We start from the raw sequence: 22,804 nt of genomic DNA, 5'->3' as shown, positions 1-22,804 counted from the left end.
CACTTGAACTCAAATATCTTCATTCACCCATCTCAGATCTTCATTTTTGATTCGTAATTTTATCCCGGTATTTTCTATGTTTGGATTGCTGTCGTAAAGCCAAAACGGCAATGCATAATACCGGAAGACTATTCTTCTACCAGTTTCCGGTTGATCAGATACGCGGCCAGCAAATTGGGAACCCAGCACAGCCAGGCTACGGCAAGATAGGATCCTTCGGGATCTCCCGTTATATTTCTCAGTAAAGGAAGCCAGATCCTCAACGTAACGGCGGCAAAAGTACAGGCATAACTGTAGGTCATCCATTGCTGATGACGGGAAATGTTTTCATTTTTAATGCTGATTAGTGCGATGAGGGTTGTGACCAGCCAGATGATTCCCAGGATAACAAACCCTGTTGCAGCAACAATCCCACCATTGGCATAAAAGCCCATGTATATGGAGCAAACAGAACTGATGACTACGGCGATGACATACATCTTTCCAATCACCCGGTGCACACCCATGTATTTATTCCGGAACGAACTGCCGAACTGACGCCAGCCGATAAAAAGTGCAGTCCCTCCAAAAACAATATGGGCAACGAATGCGGTTCTCCAGATGGTGTTGCGGAGGATTTCGGGGGCTTTGGAACCGAGGAGCGTATATTTCTCTTCTACAAAAGCATACAATAAAGGGTACATCCCGATAAGCAGAGCCAGTATCCCCATAAGTACAAATCCTGTTTTCTTTATCATAGCTGTTCGTTATTTTTTGCAAATCTGAGGATAAAAAGAGTTCCTGCGGTTCCAAAATGAAAGATGGTATAAATTTGATAACAATTAAGAACCAACCTGTTAGCTCAGTTATGCATTCCGGCTATTCATCAATCTTAATCGCCTGGCTTTTCAGGAATTCCCTCGGCGAACAGTTCATGTATTTTTTGAAATTACGGTTGAAAGATGTTTTTGAATTAAATCCGCTTTCAAAGGCCAGCGACAGAATCGTGAACTTTCCGTTTTCCTGCAGCAGGACCATCCTTTTGAATTCTTCGGTCCGCTGGCGGTTGATGTAATCGTAGAAATTCTTGTTTTCAATAAAATTGATGGTTTGGGAAAGTGTGTTGGGATGAACACCGATCCGTTTTGCTACAGCGTTCAGGTTCAGTTCAGGATCTTTATACAGTTTTTCTTCATTCATTATCAGGCTCAGTTGATGATAGATCTCCCGTACGGTTTCTTCACCGGCAAAGGTTTTCTCATATCTCGAAACTTCCGGAAGTGCCGCGTTTACAGCAACTTCTTTCACATCTGATAATACAACGGCAGCAGGGCCATCCAGAATTCCGGCACGGCTGATTCCGAAATAAGCCGCAGAAAGGATGAAAACGACAACCAGCGAAAAGATAAGAAAATCGTTTTTTATAGCAACGGCCACCCAGATTACCGCAATTCCCGTGATAAGATGGTATATCCAATCGATTGTTATCTTCTTTCGGTCTGGATAAAGGCCGGATATCACAGCTTTATGTTTTCTGACGGCGACGATACTCAGAGTGACATACAAAACGCCTGACAGGATGATAAGTATTTTCAGATAAATTCCCGTCGACCGGCAGATTCCACCACCCTGCTGATAAACACGAAGCTTTTCTCCAGGAGACAGGATAAAAAATTTCCAGAAAATAAGATAAATGACCAAGACCGGAGCAAGGTGGAAAAGCCAGGTCTTTTTTCCGGGCCGGTGACCGGTAAGATACAGGATGTATAAATAAAGCATGGGCCCGTGGATCAGCGGGAACGGAACTTCCAGACCGAGCACATGAGGAAACTGGATATAGCGCTCTGAAAAAAACAGAACGAAAAAAATAAGATGGATGCCAATGATCACAAACCATACCGCAAGCACATAATCTGCACCGGTTTTTCTCCTTTTCCCCAGGATCAGAAGTGAGGAAAAAAAGGCAATGATGACTCCTGCTACATAAAAAACGGAAGGCACCGTGTAAGAATCAGGAGCAGCCATCAGATCTTGATATTAATTAGGTCCTTGTAATGATTGATGTTCATTGATATATCAAATAATCGGCAAGATACGGCCAGAATCGGTTAAATGCTTCTTATTATTAAAATAAAATGTAACTTAGGATTTTATTTAAAATAGATTTAATATTAAACTTTGTTAAATATCTTTGCATTTTCAGCAGAAATTCTATTTTTGCAGTATTATTGATTTAGTCTATTGATTTTAAAAATAATTTAAACGAAATAAATAATTAGACCCTATAAAAAATCTTATTTATGTCACAATCGTACAAAGTTATTTTTGAAAACAACAGGAAGTGGGTGGAATCTAAAATTGCAGACAATCCCGACTTCTTCCATGATCTTGCCAAAACCCAGCACCCCGATTATCTATATATCGGATGTTCGGACAGCAGGGCAACCGCGGAAGAACTGATGGGCGCCAAGCCGGGTGAAGTTTTTGTTCACAGAAATATTGCCAATGTGGTCAATACCCTGGATATGAGCTCAACGGCAGTGATACAGTACGCTGTAGAATATCTTCGGGTAAAGCACATTATTGTCTGCGGGCATTACAACTGCGGAGGCGTAAAAGCGGCAATGACGCCAGAGGATCTGGGATTACTTAACCCCTGGCTGAGAACGATCCGCGATGTCTACCGGTTGCACCAAACCGAACTGGATGCCATAGAAGATGAAGGAAAACGTTATGACAGGCTGGTGGAACTGAATGTTCAGGAGCAATGCATCAACGTGGTAAAAATGGCCTGTGTGCAGGAACGCTATATTCTGGAAGAATTTCCTGTGGTACATGGCTGGGTTTTCGACCTGAGGACCGGTAAAATTATTGATCTGGAGATCGACTTTGAAAAAATTCTGAAAGACATCCAGAAGATTTATAACCTTACCAGTTCAGATTGGGTCATGAGCAGAAAGAAATAGCTCAAAAAAATGTGAAATGAAACTTTGGAGTATAATTACATTGGTATTTTTTCTCAACTTTACGGCCTTACCGGGTATGGCCGCCGTATTCGGTTGGGATCTTACCCGTACCAATGTCGTTATCAGCGAAGAAGAACCGCACTCCCACCTCACCTCTTTTATTGTCTACGAAAAAACACTTCCCAAACCACTGGATGTTTTTGATTATCTGAAATTTTCCGAGCATTCAGATGAAGAGAAATCTTTTGTACTGATCGATGATTCCTTTCATCTTTCACCGCTTCTGACTATATTTTCCCCACCTCCGGAAGCTTAATTTTACCTTTCTTTTTTTACTGTTTATATCAGAATGCTGATATGAATACCTATGCTTTTTAAAAATTAAACTTCATTTATGCAGCCGATTTATTTCTTAAAATAAGCCGGTTATCTTTCACAGCTTTACATCATGAGAAAAACATCATTCATCGGAGGAATGAAGGAAAATTTCCCTTCAGGACTCGTCGTGTTTCTGGTGGCACTTCCTCTGTGCCTCGGAATCGCTTTAGCATCAGGAGCGCCGCCGTTATCCGGAATTATCGCCGGAATCGTAGGAGGACTGGTCGTAGGAACCATCAGCAACTCGAACGTTTCGGTTTCGGGGCCGGCCGCAGGGCTGACCGCCATTGTTTTAACAGCCATCAAAGACCTGGGGGCCTTTGAGCTTTTCCTTTGTGCCGGGATCATTGCCGGGCTGATCCAGCTCATCCTTGGATTTATCAGAGCAGGAAGCATTTCCAACTATTTCCCGAATAATGTGATTGAAGGAATGCTGGCAGCCATCGGGATCATCATCATTTTAAAACAGGTTCCGCATGCACTGGGATTCGATAAAGATTACGAAGGCCATGAATCGGTATTCGACAACGGGCTGAACTTCGGATATTTCACGGAGTTATTCGGAGCCGTGCAGCCGGGTGCCATTCTGATTACCCTGGTTTCCGTGGCTATTCTGATCACCTGGGACAAAGTGTATGCATTAAGGCGGATTAAAATGCTTCCGGGTGCCTTGGTTGCCGTCATTACCGGAATTGTCCTGAATGAAATTTTTAAAATGGCCGGCAGCCCTCTCGCCATCCGGTCCCAGCATTTGGTTTCATTACCGGTTCCACAGTCGTTTGACGATTTCAGGAATCTGGTTACCATGCCTGATTTTGCGGGATTTGCCAATCCGAAAGTATGGATCGCAGGTGCCACCATTGCTATTGTCGCTTCTATTGAGACCCTGCTTTGCATCGAGGCCTCGGACCGTCTGGATATCCAGCGGAGAATAACGGATACCAACCTGGAGCTCAAAGCCCAGGGAATCGGGAACCTCATCAGTTCATTTATCGGCGGGCTTCCGATGACTTCGGTGGTGGTAAGAAGTTCTGCCAATGCGAATGCTGGTGCTACTTCCAAGATGTCTACCATTATCCATGGCGTTTTATTGCTCATTTGTGTCCTGTCGATTCCTGTGGTATTAAATCTAATCCCACTGGCTACTTTGGCTGCTGTTTTGATTATGGTGGGGTATAAACTGGCCAAGCCTGCAACATTCAGGCATTTCTGGCAGCTGGGTAAATTCCAGTTTATCCCGTTTGTGGCAACGGTCGTAGCTGTGGTGGCCACCGATCTGCTGAAAGGGGTAGGCATCGGTCTGGGCATTTCAGTTTTCTATATCCTCCAGGGGAATATGAAAAGAGCCTATTATCTGAGCCGGAAAGAATTGGATGATGCCGATGGAATTACCATCAGGCTGGCCGAAGAAGTTTCATTTCTAAATAAAGCAGCCATTAAAAAGACCCTGAAAAATATAAAACCGAATTCTACAGTAACCATCGATGCAAGAGGGACATCCTATATTGCCACAGACGTTCTGGAAATGATCCAGGATTTTGCCAATATCAGGGCGAAAGAAGAAGACATTACCGTAGAACTCTTAGGCTTTAAAACTTCATACGGGGACTATGAAAGAGACGAAGATTCCCATATTCTGGTAACCCATAGAAGAGCCATGTAACATTTTCAGCCGAAAATTTTTAACTTTAAGAAAATAATTCAAAAAAAATCAATTTATATGAAAGCACATACACACGAAACCCAGGCAACCATCACTCCTGAAAGAGCACTGGAATTCCTGAAAGAAGGAAACCAGCGGTTTGTAAATAACCTGAAAGCCAACAGGGACCTGCTGGAGCAGGTGAATGCAACCCGCGAAGGACAGTGGCCTTTTGCCGTTGTTCTCAGCTGTATCGACAGCCGTACTTCTGCAGAACTGATATTCGATCAGGGCCTGGGAGATATCTTCAGCATCAGGATTGCCGGGAATTTCGTCAATCAGGATATCCTGGGTTCCATGGAGTTCGGATGCAATGTTGCAGGTTCCAAACTGGTGGTGGTTTTGGGACACACCAAGTGCGGTGCCCTGAAAGGCGGTCTTGATGCAGCCCAGATCGAAGGGATGGGAATGGACAACCTGAACCACCTGATCAACCATTTCGACCCGATTATCGACAAAATCATCGAAAACGGAGAAGAACGTTCTTCGGCCAATGCCGAACTTCTGGAAAGGCTGAACCAGCACAACGTGAAAAATGCCATCGAAGACATCCGTAAGCAGAGCTCTACCCTGAAAAGGCTGGAGGCTGAAGGAAAAATCAAGATCGTAGGCGCAAATTATGATGTGGAAACGGGTGTGGTCAACTGGCTGTAACAGTCTGATCCCGCAATTACGGAAGAATATTATCTTCTGATCCATTGGAAGTTAAATTTTTAAAATCACAATAGAGGCTGCCGGATCCGGTGGCCTTTTTATTTTTTAAAATACTTTTTAAAGCTGAAGGAACCACAGATCAGGCCTAAAAATGATTACATTTGAACTTATTAAAAAGAATTTTGTCTGTATGAAACGAACTGCCCCCATTCTCTTTATTATGGCTCTGGTTTTCTTAAGCGGCTCAGCCAAAGCCCAGAGAGCTGTCAGTGATACCCTGGCCTATGCTAAAAAGTTTGAAGTCAATAAGGAAAAATATATCGGAAAGAAGTTTTCCCTTTTACTAAAGGACATGACCCAGCTCCCGTTTAAAAAAGCGAAATCCGATATCAGACAAGACGGGAATGATCCCCTGCCAAGCACCTTATTCAGGTTTTCCGGTAAAGATATCGATGCTTCCGGCGAGGTCACTATGGTCATCCGGTGGAAACCCGACGATACGCCTACTACCCCCCTAGAATTTTTCGAGCAGGAACACAATTACGGGTTTACTGTCAACGAGAAAAACTTCTTCGAAAATAAAATCATCCGGGATCTTGTGGTCTATAAGCAGTAAAACCTCCGCTATGGGGGGCTTACTGATGGATTTTAGTTTGACCGGAAAAACTTACCGCTTATCTGCTCCAGCCCAATCATCCGATTTTCCTTCGGTTGATCCTATTTACTATGAACTTGGCCATATCAATATTGTATTCAAACATTTCCTTAATTCAAAAATAAAATTAAAGCTGATTCAGTCAGGATTATGAGTAGAATTTCTCTGGTTAAAATAAATAAAAGGTTTACGCTCCTGATAGGATTTTATTTTATCCTTTAATAAACCGTCCTTTCGGGACTTAAAACAATATAAATCAGACCTTGGCTTAAGGCTGTTTATTCAGGATTAAACAGGAATTTCCTTTGATAGAATAACAAAATGTTTTGTGATCATCAAGACCTTCATGATATTTTTGACGGGAAAGACTTCGTGCATCCAGCTTCCATCTTCCAGCTCCGGTCCTTCTTCGAGTTCACGTTATTTACCGTTAAATGCAGACATGGTGTTGCTGATGCCCGCAAAGACAAAGGAAAGAGCGGCTTTGGCAAACTTTTCAATCCGTTCGGCCAGCTTTGCGTTTTCTTCTTCATTCCATGTCCCCAAGACGTAATCTACCTGCCGGCCTTCTGAAAAATCGGCGGAAATCCCGAACCGGAGGCGTGCATAATTCTGGGTCTGCAAAACTTCATTGATGTTCTTCAGTCCGTTGTGTCCCGCATCGGAACCTTTGCCCTTCATCCGCAGGGTCCCGAACGGAAGTGCAAGATCATCCGTAACGATCAGTACATTTTCCAGGGGAATATTCTCCTTCTGCATCCAGTAGCGCACCGCATTTCCTGATAGGTTCATATAGGTATCCGGTTTCAGTACCAATACCCTCCTGCCTTTGTATTTACCGTCTGCCATCCATCCGAAATTGGTCGTATTAAATGAAACCTCCAGTGTTTCGGCAATTTTATCCGCTACTTTAAAGCCGATGTTGTGACGGGTATTTTCATATTCGGCGCCTTTGTTCCCAAGTCCGACGATTAAATATTTCATTACGGAATTTTTTGCAAAATTAAGCCATTCTGAATAAAAAAGCCCAATCCGGAAAGATTGGGCTTCGATATTATTTAAATTATTTTTTATAAAGGCTTGTAAATATAGTTTACGCCATACCCTTTTCTCATGTAGGTCTGAGCATCATAATTATAATTCGTTGAGAAAAAAACCGAAACAGGAACCGCCGGTGCCAGATTGGTAATGGAATATCTTGTCGGGCTGTTCGGTGATAAAATCCAGCTCTTTACCACATTACCATCCGTTGTTAAAAGCCTTGAAATCTTATAAACTGACGGAAGTAAGGTAAAAGGATTAATTTTATCGTCGTAATTGGAATATTCAAAACTAAGCTTTTCGTTAGCATTCCCCATTACGCCTCCTGTGATACTTCCTGCGAGTTTTGTCACTTTAGAAACATTGTCTCCTACATATTCATATTTTGTTTTTGAATACTTGCTGTAAGAAGGGGCTCCGGAAACTTCAAGTCCGGTTCTCATATTGATGGAATCAAGCTTCGCCGTTGCTGCTGAAAATTTTATACCGTAAATGGTTTTTGTTTTCTGGTAAAGCGTCTGCGGTCCAGGTGCTGCTACCGTATAAGGGGAAGTAGTGCTTCTTTTGAAAAATGACCGGCTTTCGGAAATGGTCTCCAGTCTTCCCGTACTCCCGTAGGTAAACTGCTGGGTGTAGGTGATGCTGTCTTTATTCAAATATCCGTTTCCGTCGAGATCAAGGAATCCTCTGAAATCGATCCTGCTGATCTTGTCTCCGCTCCAGGAAATATCTGCCGTGGAATTCATACTGTCGGTAACCACTTTGGATAGCTGCAGCCCATTATAATAATAGGTAGCTAATGTATCGGAGTCGGTGATTTCCCTGTATAGAGCCCTTGGCCCGTTAAGTCCTGAATTGCCGTTGATGTCCACCAGCGGATCTCCGTTTTCATCCATCACTTCTTTACAAGAATGCACTGAAGAAACACCTACCAGTAGTAAAATAAAATAAAAAAGTCGTTTCATTCCAAAGGGGGATTATTTATTTTGTCAAAAATATAATTTTTTTTTGAATAAAAAGTATCTTTTCACGTATATCGTGATAAAACCATTAAAAAATCATTCTCGTTTATAATGCCTTGTAGATATACTTTACGAGCTGGCCGAGATCGGAAACCGGATAATTTTGGGAATCGTATAAATAACCTTTCGGATAAGAGATCTGCGGACCGGCAGGACTTTGCATCGTCACCTTCCCAACATTATTCGCCGAAAGCATGGAGCCGTTAACCTGCGTCATTGTAGAAGCGACCATGAAATATTCTTTCGGCAAAGTGGTGTACGGATTGATTTTGCTGTCATAATTATCAAAGTAATACACCATGGTTGAAGCTGTAGAAGTATCGGGATTCCCTCCGCTCATCAACATCCGGATATAATCCAGCTTAACGATATTACCGGCAGAATAGGTAAATTTCATTTCATTATAAAAAGAATAGGAAGCACTTCCGCCTACTTTTTTCTTCTCTACGATCCGGTACAAGGTTCCGGCCGCATCATAATATACGGTAAAATCGCTGTGGTTGGCAGATCCCATGATCGTCTGATCCATCGTAAAGGCAGATAATTTTCCGCTTGTATAGGTAAGGGCGTAGGTGTTGTCAGTAACGTGAGGGTTCACATTATCCTGAATTTTAATCTGGCTGATTGTGGAACCTGTATAGGTTACCGTTGAGAGCGTCGCATTGGAAGATCCCGCATCCCTGACGTAAACCTGGGAAAGCATTCCTCCACTGGTAATATACTCCTCCAGGTCTTTGCTTCCGTTGTTCACTCTGCTCAGGATCCTTGGTCCTGTAATTGTAGCGGTGGACGTATTGTTTTTATTCTGGTTCGGCGGATCTTCTGTGGTATTATCACATGAAACGACAAAACCTAATGCCAAAGCGGCCAGAGAAGAAAGAAAGTATTTTTTTATCATAAATTATTAATTTTAATTCCGTCAAATATAATTGATTTTCATTTAACAAAAAGTTAAAATTCCCAAATAAAATTATTTTTAATTAAAAAACTGAAACGGACATGTTCAGAAGATCACGTTGATGATAAAACTGATCCTGTAAACTCTCCAAGAATAAAAGCCCGGAATTCGAAACGTTATTGAATTCCGGGCTTTTAGATCAGTCTTCACTTTTTAAAATCGACTTCAGCAGTGCATTCACCTCATCTACATTGACAATCCGGTCTTTTCTCATCATGAGCTGATTGCCTTCTTTTCCGGTCTTTTCTTTCAGCTGGGCCTGCGACGGATTCTGGGTGAGGTAATTGATTATTTTTCTGAATTTACTGGTCTGATAGAATTTATCCTGCGGATTACCCGGAAAGTAGCCCAGGAAAACACCGTTTTTCATCACAATTTTTTCAAAACCGATGTCCGAAGCCAGCCATTTTAGGCTTACGCTCTTCAGGAGGTTGACGGCTTCTTTAGGCAATTCCCCAAATCGGTCAACGAGCTCCGACTCGAATTTCAAGAGGCTTTCTTCATTATCGATCTCAGCCAGCTTCTGGTACAGTAGCAGCCTTTCTTCGGTATTGGAGATGTACCAGTCCGGCAGCATCAGCTCCAGATCCGTATCGATATTGACATCTTTGGTCGTTTTGAAGAGCTTGTTTCTTTCTTCTTCATTCTCAAAGAGATTTTCGAATTCCTGATCGTCTTTCAGTTCTTCCAGTGCTTCCTGCATCAGTTTCTGATAGGTCTCGAATCCCATTTCATTGATGAACCCGCTCTGTTCGGCACCCAGCAGATCCCCGGCGCCCCGGATTTCGAGGTCTTTCATCGCAATCTGGAATCCGCTTCCCAGATCGGAAAACTGCTCAATGGCCTCCAGCCGTTTCCTGGCATCGGAAGTCATCATATCATACGGCGGGGTAATCAGGTAGCAGAATGCCTTCCGGTTGCTCCGCCCGACACGTCCCCTCATCTGGTGGAGATCGGCCATCCCGAAACGCTGGGCATCATTAATGAAGATGGTATTGGCATTGGGAACATCCACGCCGCTTTCCACGATCGTCGTGGATACCAGCACATCATATTTCCCCTCCATAAAATCCAGGACATTCTTTTCCAGCTGTTTACCTTCCATCTGCCCGTGGCCGGTAATCACTTTCGCATCGGGAACAAGTCTCTGGATGAGTCCCGCGATATCCTTGAGGTTTTCTACCCGGTTGTTGATGAAGTACACCTGTCCGTCGCGCTGCAGCTCATAGGAAACCGCATCACGGATGATCTCTTCACTGAAACCGATAAGCTGGGTATCCACCGGCTGTCTGTTGGGCGGCGGTGTTTTGATCACCGAAAGATCCCGGGCCGCCATCAGAGAAAACTGCAGGGTCCTTGGGATAGGCGTTGCCGTGAGGGTCAACGTATCCACATCGGCTTTTAAGGTTTTCAGCTTATCCTTTACCGAAACACCGAATTTATGTTCTTCGTCGATAATCAGCAGGCCAAGATCTTTAAACTTCACAGAACTGCCTGCCAGCTGATGGGTTCCGATGATGATATCGACTTTCCCGTTTTTGAGCTCCTGTAAAGTCTCCGATTTCTGTTTTGCCGTCCTGAAACGATTGACATAGGCTACATTTACCGGGAAATCTTTCAGCCGGTCTTTAAAACTGCGGTAATGCTGAAACGCAAGGATGGTCGTAGGTACCAGGACCGCCACCTGCTTCCCGTCTGTTGCCGCTTTAAATGCCGCACGGATGGCGACTTCCGTTTTACCGAACCCTACATCACCACACACAAGCCGGTCCATCACGGTATCATTTTCCATATCCCGTTTCACATCAATGGTCGCTTTTTCCTGATCCGGAGTATCTTCGTAAAGGAAACTGGCTTCCAGCTCATTTTGCAGGTACGAATCCGGGGTGTATGCAAAACCTTTTGCCGATTTCCGCTGTGCGTATAATTTAATAAGGTCAAAGGCAATCTGTTTTACTCTGGCTTTCGTTTTCTGCTTTAAAGATTTCCAGGTTGGTGACCCCAGTTTGCTCAGGACGATTTCCCGGCCTTCCGGACCGTTGTACTTGGAAATTTTATGAAGGGAATGGATGCTTACATACAGCAGGTCGCCATTCTTATACGTCAGCTTGAAACATTCCTGTATTTTTCCGTCGTTATTTACCTTCACCAGTCCCATGAATTTTCCGATTCCATGGTCGATATGGGCAATATAATCGCCGATCTTCAGGGACATCAGGTCTTTTAAGGTAAGCTGTTCGGATTTGGCAAATGTGTTTTTGGCTTTATACCGCTGGTAACGGTCGAAAATCTGGTGATCCGTATAGACCAGGAATTTATGGTCGCTGTCCACAAACCCTTCATGAAGTTCAGAAGTAAAGCTTTTGAAAGGCAGTTCATGGTCCAGTTCTTCAAAAATAGACTCCAGCCTTTCTTTTTGTTTATCGGATGAAAATGAGATCCAGGTATCAAAGCCTTCCTTTTGTTTTCCTTCAAGATCCTCAAGCAGCAGTTCGAAATTTTTGTGGAAGGAAGGCTGTGCCGCCTGATTCATCTTGAGTTCCGCCAGCTCAATCAGCCCTTCGATCGGAACCGCCCCGAAATCTACGGTTTTGAATTTTTTATAATCAAACAGGAATTCCTGATCGGAAATAAACAGTTCCTGAGGAGCCTGGTGGGCAATATCTTTATTTAAGCCCTCATATTTTTCCAGGGATTTTTCATAAAATGCCCTCAGCTTCTGCATCCCGACAATTCCGTTTTTAGAAACCACATAACTTCCTTTCGGCAACAGCTGAAGCAGGGATACCCGGCTGCCGGTTACCGTAAAATTCATATTGGAAACCAACTGGAAACCGGTAACTTTATCCACCGAAAGCTGGGTTTCGATATCAAAGGTTTTAATGCTTTCCACTTCATTTCCGAAAAAGGTAATCCGGTAAGGCTTTTCATTGGAATAGGAAAAGACATCTACGATACCGCCCCGTACGGAAAACTCCCCCGGTTCGGAGACAAAATCCGCCTGCTGGAAATGGTAATGGCCCAGCAGTTCATCCACAAAATCGAAATCAAGCTGATCGCCCACGTTGATATGATGGGAAATCGCTTTGAAATCTTCCTTTTTCAGTACTTTTTCAGACAGTGCCCCGGCATAGGCCACAATGACTTTGGGTGATTTCTCAGAAGTAATTTTATTAATGGCTTCCGTCCTGAGGACGAGGTTGGCATTTTGTGTCTTTTCTACCTGATACGGTTCAAGATGGGTTGCAGGAAAATAGAGGATTTTTTCTTTTCCCAGCAGGTCTTCCATTTCCGTATTGGCATACAGTGCATCTTCTTTGTCATCTACAACGTACAGGATATGTTTTTTCTGCGTCAGGAAAAGTTCGGCTATAAACAGGGAAATGGAAGATCCCGCGCTTCCCTTGACAGAGATATGCTGATGGTTTTCCAATTGAATGAAAATCTCCTTTCCGAATTCTTTCTGTAGCAGGTCCGGAAGGAATTTTTCGCTGATGGTTTTTAATTGCATAAAATATTTTAGTATAAACGCCAAAAGCGATTCCGAAAGTTTCCGGAACCGTTTGATCTTCCCAAAGATAAGGATAAATATTTTTTTATGAAAAGGAAAAGAAGTTCTTAAATTTTTGCTAAAATTTAATCTTAAAAGTTAAAATTACTTTCATCAGGGCCCATGGCATCCTGTTTGAATAGTGAGTTTTACAAACCATTAGAAATATTATTATGAAAAAAGCAATCAGAATTTTAGGATTATTCCTGCTAACGTTTTTTGTAGTCACGGCCGTAACGTCATGTAGTGATGACGACGATCCTGCCAACAACGATTTCTTTGCGGGAACTTACAAGGGAAGTGTATCGTATAACGGCGACGGGAACAACATCAGCACCAATGACGGAAGTGTTTTCGTAACGAAAATTGCGAGTGGAACAAAATATAATTTTGCTTTCTCCAACAGCATTCCGGATCTTAACGGAGTTGAATTCAACCAGCAGGGTGACAATACTTTGGTTATGGTGGGATCTACTGCAACTTCTTACATCAGAATTGACAATAATGAATTGAAAATATTCTATACGAAAGATGGAAAGACATGGACAGCTAATGCTACGCGTTAATTAGCTTTTCATTTTTTATGTCAGGGCCTGCTTTTCCTTTGAGGGAAAGCAGGTTTTTTTAAACCTAAAGCGATGCAGTCATGCGTACAATCTTTAAAGTTTCTATACCTTAAGCTTTCAACAGTTCCATTTCTATTAAATTCCGGTGGCTTTCTGCCATCATAGTACCACGGTTTAATCTTTTTTTAATCTGTAATAAACTTTAGTTAAGTTTGAGAAACAATGCTTTTCAGTCTGTTTTTTGTATAACTTTGAATCAACAAAAAAAACAAACGTATCCATTATGAAAAAATTTTTAACCGCAATGTCTGTTGTTTTAGGACTGGGACTTGCAACGGCTCAACATACAACAGCAGCTGTAAAAACTCAAACGGTAAAAACAGTAAAACCGGTTAAGCAAAATATGCCTGCAACAACGGCAAAACCGGCGGCATCCATGAAACCGGCAGCAGCACCTGCTGTGGCAAAGATGAAAAAAGACGGAACTCCTGACAAAAGATACAAGGTGAACAAAAACCTTAAAAAGGACGGAACGCCTGATAAAAGGTACAAAGCCAATAAGTAATCAACATTATAGTTGTTATTTTCATAATCAAATTTCGAAGACCGATGCATACTCATTCATCGGTTTTTTTGTGCCTTATTTCCTGAAAATGTCCTCCAAGTCTCCAGTTATTTATAAATTTGACCCATGCTAAACTTCCTAAAGAAAACAGCCGCTTTGATCTGGGCCGGAAAACATGTCCGGAAGGCAGAAGAATTCAAGAGAAATTCAGAGAAGAAGCAGGAGGAACTGCTGCTGTCCTTAACATCTGCAGCTCAGAAAACCCTGTTCGGAAGAGAACATGATTTTGAAAATATCCGGTCGGTGAAAGATTTTCAGAAACGGGTACGAGTTTCGGATTATGAAGCCCTGAAACCCTATATCGAAAGGGTAAAAAGAGGCCAGGCCAATATCCTGTGGACGGATGTTCCCGAGTATTTTGCCAAAACTTCCGGCACTACTTCCGGCTCCAAGTACATTCCCATTTCCAAAGAAGGCATGCCTTTCCAGGTAAAAGGAGCCCAAAGCGCCCTCTTTCATTATATCGCCAAAAAAAATAATGCCGACTTTGTGAACGGAAAAATGATCTTTCTTCAGGGGAGCCCTGAACTGGAAGAAGTCTTCGGGATCAAAACCGGGAGGCTTTCCGGGATTGTTGCCCACCACATTCCTCAATATTTACAGAAAAACAGGCTGCCGAGCTGGGAAACCAATATGATGGAAGACTGGGAGGCTAAAGTAGATAAAATCGTAGAAGAAACCGAGAACGAAAATATGACCCTGATCTCGGGAATTCCGCCCTGGCTGATCATGTATTTTGAAAAGCTTACCGGAAAGCATGGAAAAAAGATCAGACAGATTTTCCCCAATCTTCAGCTTATCGTTACCGGAGGGGTAAATTACGAGCCTTACCGCGACAAAATGGAAGAACTGCTTGGCGGCCCCGTGGATATCGTCCAGACCTTTCCTGCATCAGAAGGTTTTTTTGCTTTTCAGGATGATTATACAAAAGAAGGGTTACTGCTTCTTACCGACCATGGTATTTTTTATGAATTTATTCCGCTGGAAGAATACGGAAAGCCGGATGCCAGACGGCTGACCCTGAAAGAAGTGGAGCTCCATAAAGATTACGCCCTGATTTTATCCACCAATTCGGGACTGTGGGCCTATTCGATCGGCGACGTGGTCAGGTTTACCGATAAGAAGCCTTACCGGATCCTCGTGAGCGGCAGGACCAAGCATTTCACGTCTGCATTCGGTGAACACGTCATTGCGTTTGAAGTGGAAGAAGCTCTGAAGGCTACTCTGGAGAAATACCCCGCACAGATCACCGAATTCCATCTTGCCCCACAGGTAAATCCTGCCGAAGGACTGCCTTATCATGAATGGTTCATCGAATTTGAAAAAGAACCGGAGGATGCCGAACTCTTCAGGCAGGAACTGGACAACCAGCTGAGAAAACGCAACACTTATTACAACGACCTGATTTCCGGTAACATCCTTCAGAAACTGCAGATTACCCGGCTGAAAAAATATGCGTTTCAGGAATATGCCAGATCGCAGGGCAAACTGGGCGGGCAAAATAAAATCCCCCGGTTGGCGAATGACAGGAAAATCGCGGATTTGCTGGAAATAGATAAACTTTAATGACATTTTTTCAATTCCGGAAACGTATATTGGAAAAAAATTATAAATTTGGAAAACTAAAAAATAATAATGAAAGCATCTGTACTTTTAAAATCATCTTTACTGACGTCACTGTTTGTCATTTCATCTTGTGCCACCACAAAATACAGTATGGATACGGCTAAAAACGATTACTCCAATCTTGAGGCAGGGAAAATGTATACGGTCATGATGAGGGATGGTTCGAAAAACCAAAAAATGTTATTCCGTAATGTGGAAGGAGACAACCTGATCGGAACGGCAGGCAAAAAAGACAGTGCAGTGGTAACCATTCCTAAGGCGAATGTAGCAGCTGTAAGAGACAGCAGGAAAGCTGGTATTGCTACCGGAGCCGTAGTTATCGGTGCAGCCGGTGTAGCCGCTCTGGTATTCAGTGCTTCAAGAGCCGACTAAAATAGATTTTATCTTTTGGTCCTCATTTAATTTTTCATTTAAAAAATTATACATAAAAATAGCCTCAAATCAATATTTGAGGCTATTTTTGTCGGATGATGTCGTTTACCCCGTTACAGACGTTGAAAAACGTTGAATTCAGGAACCTTCTTACGGGAAGATTTTTTATTGTTCTTGCTTTCAGAATGCTCGCTACGTTACTCGGCTGGTGGGTGTACCAACTTACAAAAGATCCTTTTTCTATCGGACTGATCGGACTGTCGGAAGTGATTCCGGCAGTAAGCTGTGCCTTGTATGCAGGGCATGTGATTGATATGAATGAAAAGAAAAAACTGCTGCTGATCTGCAATTATGTTTATATTTTCCTGATCGGGCTTCTGCTGATCCCTGCATTTCTGGATGTCAGGATGCACTTTACCGGACACGAGATTACCTATTTTATTTATGGGGTGATTTTCTTTACAGGCATTGCCAGAGCTTTCATCGGACCGATTATTCCGGTCATGATTCCCAAAATTGTAAAAAAGGAAAACCTTCCGAATGCCGTTACCCTGAATCAGGCAACTTTTCTGATCTCTTCAGTCTGCGGGCACGCTGCAGGCGGTTTCCTGATCGGCTATTTCGGGATCAAATGGACCTTGCTGGTGATTATTTTCCTGATATTTCTGGCCTCATTATTCTTTTTTCAGTTAAATAAACAGTACTCCGGATACAAAAAAGAGAATATTAACGTTATGGATAGTATGCGGGAAGGAATTTCCTATATTTTCAAAACGAAAGAAATTCTTGGAGCGCTGTGTCTGGATATGTTTGCCGTTCTTTTCGGAGGTGCTGTTGCCATGATTCCGGTTTATGCAACCGACATTTTAAAGGTGGGAGCAGAAGGCTTCGGACTGCTGAATGCGGCCTCTGATATCGGATCGATGTGTATCATCACCCTCTTGTCGGTCATTCCTTTAAGGAAAAACCAGGGGAAGATTTTACTTGCCGTTGTTACGGGGTTCGGACTCTGCATCATCGGCTTCGGATTATCAACCTGGTACTGGCTGTCTTTTATGTTTCTCGTCATGAGCGGCATGCTGGACGGAATTTCAGTAGTCATCCGGGGAACCATCGTTCAGCTGAAAACTCCGGATCACATCAGGGGGCGGGTAATGAGCGTGAATTCCATATTCATTATGTCGAGTAATGAGATGGGACAGTTTGAAAGCGGTCTTTCCGCAAAACTACTGGGGGTAGTACGCTCGGTTGTTTTCGGAGGAACGATGACGGTACTGATTGCATTGGTTGTAGGAAGTACCAATCCGAAACTGAGAAAAATGCAATATTAAAAAAATATATGCGATATTATTAAATTAATCTTAAAAACTTTAAATCAAAGTTAATAATTTTTTATATTTGCTTAATAAAATATTTTCTATTATGATAAAACAACTATTTATTTTCTTGTCATTAGCGACGGGTGTATACGGTTATGCCCAGACGTCTACTGAAAAAGCATTGGCGGGCCAAATCACCAAGTTGGAATCTGCAGAAAAACCTGAGGATCTTCAGCAGTCCAGGGATTATTTTATGAAATATGTAAATACCCTTTCCAGAGGTACTGAAACCAAAAAAGAAGATTGGAGGGCTTATTATTATGCCGCTCTTTCTATGGTAAGGAGCGAGATCAATTCCATGAAAGCAGGTAATATGCAGAATATCGAGGAAACTTCGGCTCTGGCAGAAAAATACATCGGCGGAATCTTTGTGAAAAACCCGAATAATGCAGAAGCCAATATTCTTTTGTCACAAATTTATGTATTGAAATCCTTAAACAATACTTCCGGAAGTGCTGCCAACCTTGCTAAAGCCAATGACTATCTGGCCAAGGCCAAGGCAGAAGACAAAAACAATCCGAGAATTGACCTGATTCAGGGAGAAATCGTATTGAATTCTCCGTCAAAAAACGCAGGAGATAAGGAACTGGCAAAAACCCATTTCAATTCAGCCCTGGCTAAATTCAAAACCTACACTAAAAAATCCAATCTGGATCCGAGCTGGGGAAAAGAAGATGCCAATTATTACCTTTCAACTCTTAAATAACTGCTCATAATTAAGATAACTTTATCATTATGAAGAAACTCTACCTTATATTACTGTTAGCCTTTTCACAGATCTTTTTTGCACAGTCGGATTGCGCTTCTGCCATACCGGTCTGCGGCAACTCGGATGTCTCTTATTTTCCTACGGGTCCGGGAGTGATCGATGATCAGGTGAATGCCAACGGAAGCTGCCTGAGTGCAAACGAGCACTTCTCGGTATGGTACCAGTTTACCATAGCCACTTCAGGAACACTAACGTTTACCATTTCCCCACAGGCTCCTTACAATGCCGATTACGATTTTGCCGTATACGGACCGAATAAGACCTGCGGTACCAAAGGAGCTCCGATCCGATGTAACTACGCAGGCGTACAGGCCGCTCCGAACCAAACCGGATTGCAACTTGGTCTTACCGCCAACTCCGGGGCATGGAGTCCGGCAATGAATGTGGTTGCAGGCGAATCGTACTATCTTATTGTTGATAACTGGTCCGGTGCCAATGCGGCATTGGCCTTCTCCATGACCTGGGGAGGAACTGCTACGTTAACCTCACCGTTTAATGATCCTGCCGTTCAGCCCAATCCGTTTAACCCGATCGGAATTCCCGGTGCAGCACCGTCCGATCCAAGACTGATCGAACTTTGTAATATTGTGCCACCGTACAATTTTGAAGTGAACAGCACCAATATTATTAACGGAAACCCGAATTTCTTTGTTAAGTATTACCGGACATCCAACGATGCTCTGTCCGACACGAATGCCATTACCGCTCCGATCGTCGTAAATACTACAGACACCTATTATTACGCTATCCGTTATCAGGACCCTTCCAATCCTAATAACCCGACGAATAAATGCTTCAACATCAATGCATTCAAGTTTAAGGACATAACCTTTAAAGCGACGAATGCTACCCTGACAGCATGCAACAACAATAATAACGGGGTTGCAGTATATGACCTGATGTCAACCACGTTGTATACCCCGTCCCCGGGATACACCTATACCGTCAAGTACTACCCGACGATTGTGGATGCCAATAACGGAACCAATGAAATTACGACTCCATGGGCTTACACTTCTTCCACCGGAGATGTATATGCAAAAGTAACAACCAATTTGGGATGTTCCGATATTGCCAAGATTACCTTAAACTTTTTCCCTGTGGTAACGGTTCAGGATGTTACGCTGAGATCATGCTACATAGAAACAAATCCGGCAACGGCTTCCTTTGATATTACCTTAGCACCGGTAACTTCGCAGACCGGTACCAAAACCTATTATCCATCCATGGCCGATGCCATTGCAGGAACCAATCAGATATTAAATCCACAGACCTATATTTCCCCGAACGGAGTGGTCTATGTAAAAGTAACCAACTCCAACGGATGTTATGCCGTAGCAAAAGTAACCCTGGTTGTTCTTCCTCCGGTTTATTCCAGCCTGCTGGAAGATAAAATCATCTGCATGGAAGATACGACAACATTGGATGCAGGTCCCGGATTTACTTCTTACAAATGGAGCACCGGTGCCACGTCACAGTCCATCAATAACGTATCGGTAGGAACCTACTGGGTAGAACTGAAAACCGGAAACTGTATCACAAGACAGACGGTAAAAGTTTACCCTTCCGAACAGCCTGTAATTTCAAACATTGATATTACCAACAATACCGTAACGGCAAATGTTGTCGGAGGAACAGCACCTTACAAATATTCATTGGACGGCATCAAATGGCAGGATTCCAATGTCTTTAACGATGTTCCGAGAGGAGATAATACCATCTATGTAAAAGATGATTATGATTGTGACCCGATTACGGTAACGGTCGTAGTTCCTAACCTGGTGAATGTCATTACGCCAAACGGAGACGGAGTGAATGATGTTATTGACTATTCTGCCTTAGCCGGCAAGAAAGGCCTTGTGTTAACGATTTATGACCGATATGGTGTAAAAGTTGGCCAGGCTGATAAATCCAACGGCTACAAATGGGACGGAACGACACTGGGTAAAAAAGTGCCTACCGGAACTTACTGGTACTCGGTAGAGTGGAACGAAAACGACAAGAAGAATACACCATTTAAATTCTCCGGATGGGTAATGGTGAAGAACAGAGAATAAAAACTACTGACAGTAGAGAAAAACCGCTTGGTAAAAGCGGTTTTTTTCACATTTAATAAAAAAGAAATTTAATCCTAAAAATCAGTTATAATGAAGAAACTATTACTTCTGACTGTCTTATTTCTGTCACAATTCATGTTTTCCCAGTCGGATTGCGAATCAGCAATACCGATCTGCGGAAACTCTGATATTTCCTATTTCCCTACAGGATCAGGAACCGTTGATGACCAGGTGAATGCCAACGGAAGCTGTTTAAGTGCCAACGAACATTTCTCCGTATGGTATCAGTTTACCATTGCTACTTCGGGAACTTTAACATTTACCATTTCGCCTTCGGCACCTTATAATGCTGATTATGATTTTGCGGTATACGGACCCAATGTGACCTGTGCGACCAAAGGAGCTCCTATCCGGTGTAATTATGCCGGCGTTCAGAGTGCTCCCAACCAGACCGGATTACAGCTTGGCCTGACCACGACCACCGGTGCCTGGAGCCCCGCAATGGATGTGGTTGCCGGCGAAACCTATTATCTTATTGTAGACAACTGGTCCGGTGCCAATGCAGCTTTGGCCTTCTCTATGACGTGGGGAGGTACCGCTACTTTAACTTCGGCCTTTACAAATCCTGCACTGACGCCGAATCCTTTCATTACACCGGGTACACCGGCGGCTAATCCGGCCGATCCGAATGAGATCCTGAAATGTGCCTTACCGACGATGTTTGATTTCAGCACATTATCTGCAGGAATCATCAATAATAACCCGAACTTCACCGTAACGTATCACCTGACCAGTAATGATGCCATCACAGGAAATGCACCGATTACCACTCCGATTATGGTGAATGCTACAACCGTTTATTATTACAGGCTTAAATACACAGACCCAGCAAACCCTGCCAATCCGATCAACGGCTGTTTCCAGATCGGGAAGTTCAAATTCAGATCGGGGAATATTGTGGTCAACAATGCCACCATCACCGCCTGTAATTATGATGACACAGGGATCGGCTATTTCGATCTGAACTCGGCAAACGTCTATGGTCCGACCAACGTAACAAGAACCTATTACCCGACGATGGCGGATCTTAACGCCGGTACGAACCAGATTACGACGCCTTCGTCTTATGCATCGGGACCGAAAAAAGTTTATGTAAAAATCGTTACCAGCGAAGGTTGTGTGGGAACCGGTGAAATCACCCTGCAGTTCCTGCCACCGTTAACGGTAGTTGCGGCTACGGTAAATGCCTGTAACAACAACAGCGCCGGAACCGGAGTCTTCAACCTGACGACACCGGATGTGTATCCTACCTCCACCAACGTTACGAAAAAATATTATCCTACGGTTGTGGATATGAATGCAGGAACCAATGAGATCACCAACCCTGCTGCTTATACTGCTGCTGCACCGAAAACGGTTTATGTAAAAGTAAGAACGCCACAGGGCTGTACCGGGTATAACCAGATCAAACTGGAGTACTTCCCCGTAGTTGTCGTGAATGATGCCAGCGTGGAAGAGTGTTATATTGAATCCAACATTACCAATGCTGCATTCAACCTGACTCAGGTAAATGTAACTTCTCAAACCAGCGTTATAAAAACATATTACAAGACTCTGGCCGATGCGGTAGCAGGAACCAATGAAATCCTGAATGCGGATACTTATATTTCAACCACAGGGGTTGCTTATGTAAAAGTAACCAGCATCCAGGGCTGCTATGCGATTGCTAAAGTCAGCCTTAAAGTCCTTCCTCCGGTAAAATCAAATGTTCTTAAAGATAAGATCATCTGTATTGAAAATAAAACGACCCTGGATGCAGGTCCCGGATTCGATGCTTATCAGTGGAGCACCGGCGCAACGACTTCGTCCATCACCAATGTAGGAGCAGGCGCTTACTGGGTAAAACTGAAAACAGGAAAATGCTGGACACTGCAGGAAGTGAAAGTCAATGCTTCAGAGCAGCCGGTTATTACCAATATTGAAATCAACAATGACTCATTTACGGTAACGGCTAACGGCGGAAAAGGTCCTTACCAATATTCACTGGACGGCACCAACTGGCAGGATTCCAATGTTTTCACCGGTCTTCCGAGAGGAGAAAACAAAGTGTATGTTAGGGATTCTTACAACTGTAACCCGATCAGCGTTCAGGTAACGGTACCGAATCTTCTGAATGCCATCACACCGAATGGGGACAATAAAAACGATTATATCGATTATTCTGCCCTGGCTTATAAGAAAAATCTCGTTTTCACAGTTTTTGACCGGTATGGAAACATGATCTACAAAGCAGACAAAATCAGGAATTATACCTGGGACGGAACTTCCAACGGGAAGAAAATCTTAACCGGCACCTACTGGTATACCATTACCTGGACTGAAAGTGATAAAAACAATACCGAAACGAAATACAGCGGTTGGGTATTGGTAAAAAATATCAATTAAAAGGAACTCATTATTTTCAGATAATCATCACCTCAGTTTTTGAGGTGATTTTTTTTGCAC

The 22,804-nt window shown here is 43.1% G+C and carries 19 protein-coding genes; 13 read left to right on the top strand and 6 right to left on the bottom strand.

Going from position 1 to position 22,804, the window contains the following annotated elements:
• Positions 1-128: 128 nt before the first annotated feature.
• Both CHA01nite_RS03395 and CHA01nite_RS03390 read right to left on the bottom strand, forming a co-directional pair.
• Positions 129-737, bottom strand: coding sequence for a DUF2306 domain-containing protein (locus CHA01nite_RS03395; RefSeq protein WP_146939821.1), 609 nt, complete (start codon positions 735-737; stop codon positions 129-131).
• 121 nt (positions 738-858) lie between these two features.
• Positions 859-2,004: a helix-turn-helix domain-containing protein gene (locus tag CHA01nite_RS03390; protein WP_146939820.1), complete on the bottom strand. Its 1,146-nt coding sequence runs from the start codon at positions 2,002-2,004 to the stop codon at positions 859-861.
• A gap of 275 nt (positions 2,005-2,279) precedes the next feature.
• Between CHA01nite_RS03390 and CHA01nite_RS03385 the strand changes: the two genes are divergently transcribed.
• The 5 genes from CHA01nite_RS03385 (at position 2,280) to CHA01nite_RS03365 (ending at position 6,295) form a co-directional block, all read left to right on the top strand.
• Positions 2,280-2,945 carry a carbonic anhydrase gene (locus CHA01nite_RS03385; protein WP_146939819.1) on the top strand — a complete coding sequence of 222 codons (666 nt, stop codon included), beginning with the start codon at positions 2,280-2,282 and terminating at the stop codon, positions 2,943-2,945.
• A gap of 16 nt (positions 2,946-2,961) precedes the next feature.
• On the top strand, positions 2,962-3,261 hold the full coding sequence (locus CHA01nite_RS03380; RefSeq protein ID WP_146939818.1) for a hypothetical protein: 300 nt from the start codon (positions 2,962-2,964) through the stop codon (positions 3,259-3,261).
• Positions 3,262-3,393: 132 nt separating this feature from the next.
• A complete protein-coding gene (locus tag CHA01nite_RS03375; protein ID WP_146939817.1) occupies positions 3,394-4,986 on the top strand; it encodes a SulP family inorganic anion transporter in 1,593 nt (530 codons plus the stop codon).
• Positions 4,987-5,043: 57 nt separating this feature from the next.
• Positions 5,044-5,679, top strand: a complete 636-nt coding sequence (locus CHA01nite_RS03370; RefSeq protein WP_146939816.1) for a carbonic anhydrase family protein — start codon at positions 5,044-5,046, stop codon at positions 5,677-5,679.
• A 190-nt stretch (positions 5,680-5,869) separates the two neighbouring features.
• Positions 5,870-6,295: a hypothetical protein gene (locus tag CHA01nite_RS03365; protein WP_146939815.1), complete on the top strand. Its 426-nt coding sequence runs from the start codon at positions 5,870-5,872 to the stop codon at positions 6,293-6,295.
• 459 nt (positions 6,296-6,754) lie between these two features.
• Here CHA01nite_RS03365 and pth read toward each other — a convergent pair whose 3' ends face one another.
• From pth to mfd, 4 genes are all read right to left on the bottom strand, one after another.
• Positions 6,755-7,318, bottom strand: coding sequence for an aminoacyl-tRNA hydrolase (pth, locus tag CHA01nite_RS03360; RefSeq protein WP_146939814.1), 564 nt, complete (start codon positions 7,316-7,318; stop codon positions 6,755-6,757).
• An 86-nt stretch (positions 7,319-7,404) separates the two neighbouring features.
• Positions 7,405-8,340 (bottom strand): hypothetical protein, encoded by a 936-nt coding sequence (locus CHA01nite_RS03355; RefSeq protein WP_146939813.1) that lies wholly within the window; start codon positions 8,338-8,340, stop codon positions 7,405-7,407.
• Between the two features lie 103 nt (positions 8,341-8,443).
• Positions 8,444-9,295: a hypothetical protein gene (locus CHA01nite_RS03350; RefSeq protein WP_146939812.1), complete on the bottom strand. Its 852-nt coding sequence runs from the start codon at positions 9,293-9,295 to the stop codon at positions 8,444-8,446.
• 199 nt (positions 9,296-9,494) lie between these two features.
• A complete protein-coding gene (gene mfd / locus CHA01nite_RS03345) occupies positions 9,495-12,866 on the bottom strand; it encodes a transcription-repair coupling factor (RefSeq protein WP_146939811.1) in 3,372 nt (1,123 codons plus the stop codon).
• Positions 12,867-13,078: 212 nt separating this feature from the next.
• On the opposite strand from mfd, the gene CHA01nite_RS03340 reads away from it, so the two are divergent.
• The 8 genes from CHA01nite_RS03340 to CHA01nite_RS03305 all read left to right on the top strand — a co-directional run bounded on the left by CHA01nite_RS03340 (position 13,079) and on the right by CHA01nite_RS03305 (position 22,744).
• Positions 13,079-13,471, top strand: coding sequence for a hypothetical protein (locus CHA01nite_RS03340; RefSeq protein ID WP_146939810.1), 393 nt, complete (start codon positions 13,079-13,081; stop codon positions 13,469-13,471).
• Between the two features lie 283 nt (positions 13,472-13,754).
• A complete protein-coding gene (locus CHA01nite_RS03335) occupies positions 13,755-14,036 on the top strand; it encodes a hypothetical protein (RefSeq protein WP_146939809.1) in 282 nt (93 codons plus the stop codon).
• Positions 14,037-14,162: 126 nt separating this feature from the next.
• Positions 14,163-15,662, top strand: coding sequence for a GH3 auxin-responsive promoter family protein (locus CHA01nite_RS03330; protein ID WP_146939808.1), 1,500 nt, complete (start codon positions 14,163-14,165; stop codon positions 15,660-15,662).
• A 69-nt stretch (positions 15,663-15,731) separates the two neighbouring features.
• A complete protein-coding gene (locus CHA01nite_RS03325; protein ID WP_146939807.1) occupies positions 15,732-16,094 on the top strand; it encodes a hypothetical protein in 363 nt (120 codons plus the stop codon).
• A gap of 95 nt (positions 16,095-16,189) precedes the next feature.
• Positions 16,190-17,425 (top strand): MFS transporter, encoded by a 1,236-nt coding sequence (locus tag CHA01nite_RS03320; protein ID WP_170234679.1) that lies wholly within the window; start codon positions 16,190-16,192, stop codon positions 17,423-17,425.
• 91 nt (positions 17,426-17,516) lie between these two features.
• Complete coding sequence (locus CHA01nite_RS03315) at positions 17,517-18,179, top strand: hypothetical protein (protein ID WP_146939806.1); 663 nt, start codon at positions 17,517-17,519, stop codon at positions 18,177-18,179.
• Between the two features lie 29 nt (positions 18,180-18,208).
• Entirely contained in the window at positions 18,209-20,299 is a 2,091-nt protein-coding gene (locus CHA01nite_RS03310; RefSeq protein ID WP_146939805.1) for an FIDD domain-containing protein, read from the top strand.
• Between the two features lie 90 nt (positions 20,300-20,389).
• A complete protein-coding gene (locus tag CHA01nite_RS03305; RefSeq protein WP_228458327.1) occupies positions 20,390-22,744 on the top strand; it encodes an FIDD domain-containing protein in 2,355 nt (784 codons plus the stop codon).
• The last annotated feature ends 60 nt before the right edge of the window (positions 22,745-22,804 follow it).

This window comes from Chryseobacterium hagamense, assembly GCF_007991455.1.
GTDB classification, from domain to species: domain Bacteria; phylum Bacteroidota; class Bacteroidia; order Flavobacteriales; family Weeksellaceae; genus Chryseobacterium; species Chryseobacterium hagamense.
Note: the sequence above shows the minus strand (reverse complement) of the source record. Positions and strands in the feature narration are given on the sequence as shown.

What these genes read in the sequence shown, in the direction of transcription:
- CHA01nite_RS03365 (WP_146939815.1), top strand. Translation starts at nt 5,870, where the DNA reads ATGAAACGAACTGCCCCCATTCTCTTTATTATGGCTCTGGTTTTCTTA.
- CHA01nite_RS03390 (WP_146939820.1), bottom strand. Translation starts at nt 2,004, where the DNA reads ATGGCTGCTCCTGATTCTTACACGGTGCCTTCCGTTTTTTATGTAGCA.
- CHA01nite_RS03355 (WP_146939813.1), bottom strand. Translation starts at nt 8,340, where the DNA reads ATGAAACGACTTTTTTATTTTATTTTACTACTGGTAGGTGTTTCTTCA.
- CHA01nite_RS03350 (WP_146939812.1), bottom strand. Translation starts at nt 9,295, where the DNA reads ATGATAAAAAAATACTTTCTTTCTTCTCTGGCCGCTTTGGCATTAGGT.
- pth (WP_146939814.1), bottom strand. Translation starts at nt 7,318, where the DNA reads ATGAAATATTTAATCGTCGGACTTGGGAACAAAGGCGCCGAATATGAA.
- CHA01nite_RS03305 (WP_228458327.1), top strand. Translation starts at nt 20,390, where the DNA reads ATGAAGAAACTATTACTTCTGACTGTCTTATTTCTGTCACAATTCATG.
- CHA01nite_RS03380 (WP_146939818.1), top strand. Translation starts at nt 2,962, where the DNA reads ATGAAACTTTGGAGTATAATTACATTGGTATTTTTTCTCAACTTTACG.
- CHA01nite_RS03330 (WP_146939808.1), top strand. Translation starts at nt 14,163, where the DNA reads ATGCTAAACTTCCTAAAGAAAACAGCCGCTTTGATCTGGGCCGGAAAA.
- CHA01nite_RS03325 (WP_146939807.1), top strand. Translation starts at nt 15,732, where the DNA reads ATGAAAGCATCTGTACTTTTAAAATCATCTTTACTGACGTCACTGTTT.
- CHA01nite_RS03310 (WP_146939805.1), top strand. Translation starts at nt 18,209, where the DNA reads ATGAAGAAACTCTACCTTATATTACTGTTAGCCTTTTCACAGATCTTT.
- CHA01nite_RS03340 (WP_146939810.1), top strand. Translation starts at nt 13,079, where the DNA reads ATGAAAAAAGCAATCAGAATTTTAGGATTATTCCTGCTAACGTTTTTT.
- CHA01nite_RS03315 (WP_146939806.1), top strand. Translation starts at nt 17,517, where the DNA reads ATGATAAAACAACTATTTATTTTCTTGTCATTAGCGACGGGTGTATAC.
- CHA01nite_RS03335 (WP_146939809.1), top strand. Translation starts at nt 13,755, where the DNA reads ATGAAAAAATTTTTAACCGCAATGTCTGTTGTTTTAGGACTGGGACTT.
- CHA01nite_RS03375 (WP_146939817.1), top strand. Translation starts at nt 3,394, where the DNA reads ATGAGAAAAACATCATTCATCGGAGGAATGAAGGAAAATTTCCCTTCA.
- CHA01nite_RS03370 (WP_146939816.1), top strand. Translation starts at nt 5,044, where the DNA reads ATGAAAGCACATACACACGAAACCCAGGCAACCATCACTCCTGAAAGA.
- CHA01nite_RS03320 (WP_170234679.1), top strand. Translation starts at nt 16,190, where the DNA reads ATGATGTCGTTTACCCCGTTACAGACGTTGAAAAACGTTGAATTCAGG.
- CHA01nite_RS03395 (WP_146939821.1), bottom strand. Translation starts at nt 737, where the DNA reads ATGATAAAGAAAACAGGATTTGTACTTATGGGGATACTGGCTCTGCTT.
- CHA01nite_RS03385 (WP_146939819.1), top strand. Translation starts at nt 2,280, where the DNA reads ATGTCACAATCGTACAAAGTTATTTTTGAAAACAACAGGAAGTGGGTG.
- mfd (WP_146939811.1), bottom strand. Translation starts at nt 12,866, where the DNA reads ATGCAATTAAAAACCATCAGCGAAAAATTCCTTCCGGACCTGCTACAG.